Here is a 3,322-nt window from a genome sequence, read left to right on the forward strand (position 1 = left end):
CGCCCCCGGCGCGAGCAGACGCCGTCCGGCTGCACGACGGGCACCGCACGGCGGCGGCGCCAGGGGACAACGCCCGGTCGGAGGGGGCCGCAGGGGCGGCCCCGGCCGGGGCCGTACGGGTCACGCCCCTCCGATGCCCCCCTGCCGTCCCCGCTCCGACTTGCCCATGTGCTGCTCGAACCGCTGGACGGCCGGCCCGTCGACGTCCCAGGGCCACGGAGTGACCACACCCTGGAGCGCCTCGAACACGGGATGCGCGTCGGCGGCGCGTCCGGCCGCGCACAGCGCGTACGCCAGCACGTTCAGATCCGCCGCCGCGGCCGCGTGCTGGAAGAACCCCGGCTTCACCCACAGCGAGGCCGCCTGCTCCAGCGCCGCGGCGATCTGCCCGCCCTGCCACAGCTGACCGGCCGTCATGGCCCGTACGCCGCCCTGCGCCAGCAGCCCCTGGTACTGGCGGACGGCCGCGGTCAACTCCACCGCCGCACACGGGGCGTTGGCCGGAATCCGGGCACGCACCACGTCGACGAAGTCGAGCACGGACGCGCTGGAACCGCCTTCCTCCGGCGACAGATAGGCGAGCATCTGCAGATACGCCTCACGGTGCCAGCGGTCGCGGGTGCTCGCCTCCCGCCAGACGGCGTTGACGTCGTTCATGCCGTACCGCTCGATGCGCGACACGCCGATCAGGACGACCCACGGCAGCGGATCCTCCGGCCGCAGCTCGGCGGCCTGGTGGCACTGGGAGAGCAGGTGCCCGGCGTCCTCCAGATGCCCCTCCCGCAGCCCGCGCGCCAGCTGGGACCAGGCGTGGAACACCAGGGCGTCGGCGTTGTCCGGCTCCCTGGCCACCCAGGCGGAACCGACCCCGGTGTCCGCCGTCGCCTCGGCCAGAACCGATGTCCGGTGGCTGCGGCGGTCCCAGTCGTCCCCGGTCTCCTCCAGCAGGGTGGCGACGAGCGCCACGTCGGCAGACTTGCCGCTCCCGCCCCGCTTGCTCAACTTCCCCAGTACACGCGCCAGTTCGGCGTCATCAAGGGCCAATGCGATTCGGGGACGTCTGCTGGTGCGACTGCTGAAGAGGGACATGTGCGAAGACTAGGAACTGTGGATGCGCCAGTGACCCGGACGGGTCGATCGTTACCGATCTGGCCCTTACCGCCGGTCGGGCGGGCAGACCGGGGCGGGGCCGGACATCTCGTCGGCCCTGCCCCACCCCGTCGTTCCGCCCGCGCGGCAGTGGACGTACGGATCAGACCTCCGGCGCCGGGTACGTCGGGTACTCCACACCGGAGACGTACTGGACGACCCGGACGACCTGGCAGGAGTAGCCGAACTCGTTGTCGTACCAGAGGTAGAGGATCGCGTTGTCGCCCTCGACCTTCAGCGCGCCGGCGTCCAGGATCGAGGCGTGCCGCGAGCCGACGAAGTCGCTGGAGACGGCGTCGGGCGCGCTGATGAAGTCGATCTGACGCTTCAGCGGCGAGGTCAGCGACACGTTGCGCAGGTGGTCGAGGACCTCCTGGCGGCTGGTCGCGCGGGCCAGCTGGAGGTTGAGGATCGCGATCGAGACGTTCGGCACGGGGACCCGGATCGAGCTGCCCGTGATGGTCGCGTCCAGGTCCGGGAGCGCCTTGGCGACGGCCGAGGCGGCACCCGTCTCGGTGATCACCATGTTCAGCGGCGCCGAACGCCCGCGGCGCTCCGACTTGTGGTAATTGTCCAGCAGGTTCTGGTCGTTGGTGAACGAGTGGACCGTCTCCACGTGCCCGCGCAGCACCCCGTACTCGTCCGCCATCGCCTTCAGCGGCGGCACGATCGCGTTGGTGGTGCAGGACGCGCAGGACAGGATCTGCTCGTCCGGCTTGAGGGTGTCGTGGTTGACGCCGTGCACGATGTTGGGCACGTCGCCCTTGCCGGGCGCGGTCAGCACCACCTTGTCGACACCGGGGCGCAGGTGCTTCGACAGACCCTCGCGGTCGCGCCACATACCGGTGTTGTCGATCAGGATGGCGTTCTTGATGCCGTACGCCGTGTAGTCGATCTCCGACGGGTCGTTCGCGTAGATCACCTTGACGGTGTTGCCGTTGGCGACGATGGCGCTGTTCGCCTCGTCGACGGTGATCGTGCCCTGGAACTGGCCGTGCACGGAGTCCCGGCGCAGCAGCGAGGCCCGCTTGACGATGTCCTGCTCGCCGCCCCCGCGGACCACGATCGCGCGCAGCCGCAGACCGTTGCCGGAGCCGGACTTCTCGATGAGCAGCCGGGCCAGCAGGCGGCCGATGCGGCCGAAGCCGTAGAGAACGACGTCGCGCGGCTCGCGGCGGTCGATCTTGTTGGCGCCGGTCGCTCCGGCGACGGCCTCCGCGGTGAACTCGGCCACGGACCGGTCCTGCTCGCCGGCGCGGTACGCCTCGGCGAGCAGGCCGATGTCGATCTGGGACGGACCCAGGTCGAGGGTGGTGAGCGCCTCGAGGAAGGGCAGCGTCTCGGTGACCGACAGCTCCTCACCGGCGATCTGCCGGGCGAAGCGGTGGGTCTTGAGGATGCTGACCACCGACTTGTTCACCAATGAGCGACTGTGCAGCAGGACGGTCACGTCCCGCTCGCGGTGCAGCTTCCCGATGATCGGGATCATCGACTCCGCGATCTCCTCGCGGTGCTTCCAATGGGTGAACGAGTCTTCGTTGACAGTCACAGGATCATCTTTCGAGCTAGAGGGTGCTCATATGATAGCCATGTCGGCCGGGCGGTCCGGAGGGGGTGCCCGCAGGCGGGGAAGCGGCCGCGATTCGCAGGGTTGCGCGACATGCGACCGGGTACGCGTGCAGCACTGTGCCCGGGGCGGATCTTGGTCCCGGGCGGGCCGCACGACCATCGCAACCAGGGAATCTGCCATGGAAACTCCTGCGCACGAGAACAACGCCCCCACGCCCGCCCAGCGGGCCCTGGACACCTTGTCCGACAACACCGAGGACACGGCGGCGCTGAACGCTCTCGCCGACAGCGACGTACTGATCCCGGTTCCCGACGACGCGGGCGACGAGGAGGCCGTCGACCCCGGCGCCGTGGCGCTGCCGGTGCTGGAGCAGCCGGGCGGCGACCACGTGGTGCCCGTGTTCACGTCCGAGCTGGAGATGGCCGGGCTGCTGCCGTTCGTCTCCCGCTACCGCCTGGTACCGCTCGGCGCGCTCGCCGCCCAGTGGCCGGCCGACGACCTGTCGCTGACCATCGACGGCAGCTCCGAGCACCGCCTCACGCTCACCTCGGAGGGGGTGCAGCCGGGAGAGGTCATCCCGGTGAGCGTTCCGGAGCTGCCGGA

Annotated in this window: 3 protein-coding genes; 1 reads left to right on the plus strand and 2 read right to left on the minus strand. The window is 70.4% G+C overall.

The genetic code is table 11. The annotated features are described in order from the left end of the window. Positions 1–120 precede the first annotated feature (120 nt). Positions 121–1,002 carry a hypothetical protein gene (locus B9S61_RS04530; RefSeq protein WP_258039548.1) on the minus strand — a complete coding sequence of 294 codons (882 nt, stop codon included), beginning with the start codon at positions 1,000–1,002 and terminating at the stop codon, positions 121–123. Positions 1,003–1,252: 250 nt separating this feature from the next. After that, complete coding sequence (locus tag B9S61_RS04535) at positions 1,253–2,698, minus strand: glyceraldehyde-3-phosphate dehydrogenase (RefSeq protein ID WP_103541033.1); 1,446 nt, start codon at positions 2,696–2,698, stop codon at positions 1,253–1,255. 199 nt (positions 2,699–2,897) lie between these two features. On the opposite strand from B9S61_RS04535, the gene B9S61_RS04540 reads away from it, so the two are divergent. Beyond that, the coding region (locus B9S61_RS04540) for an SseB family protein (protein WP_103541034.1) at positions 2,898–3,322 on the plus strand (425 nt) is incomplete at its 3' end.

The sequence above is a fragment of the Streptomyces sp. SM1 genome (assembly GCF_002910825.1).
Classification (GTDB): Bacteria; Actinomycetota; Actinomycetes; order Streptomycetales; family Streptomycetaceae; genus Streptomyces; species Streptomyces okerensis.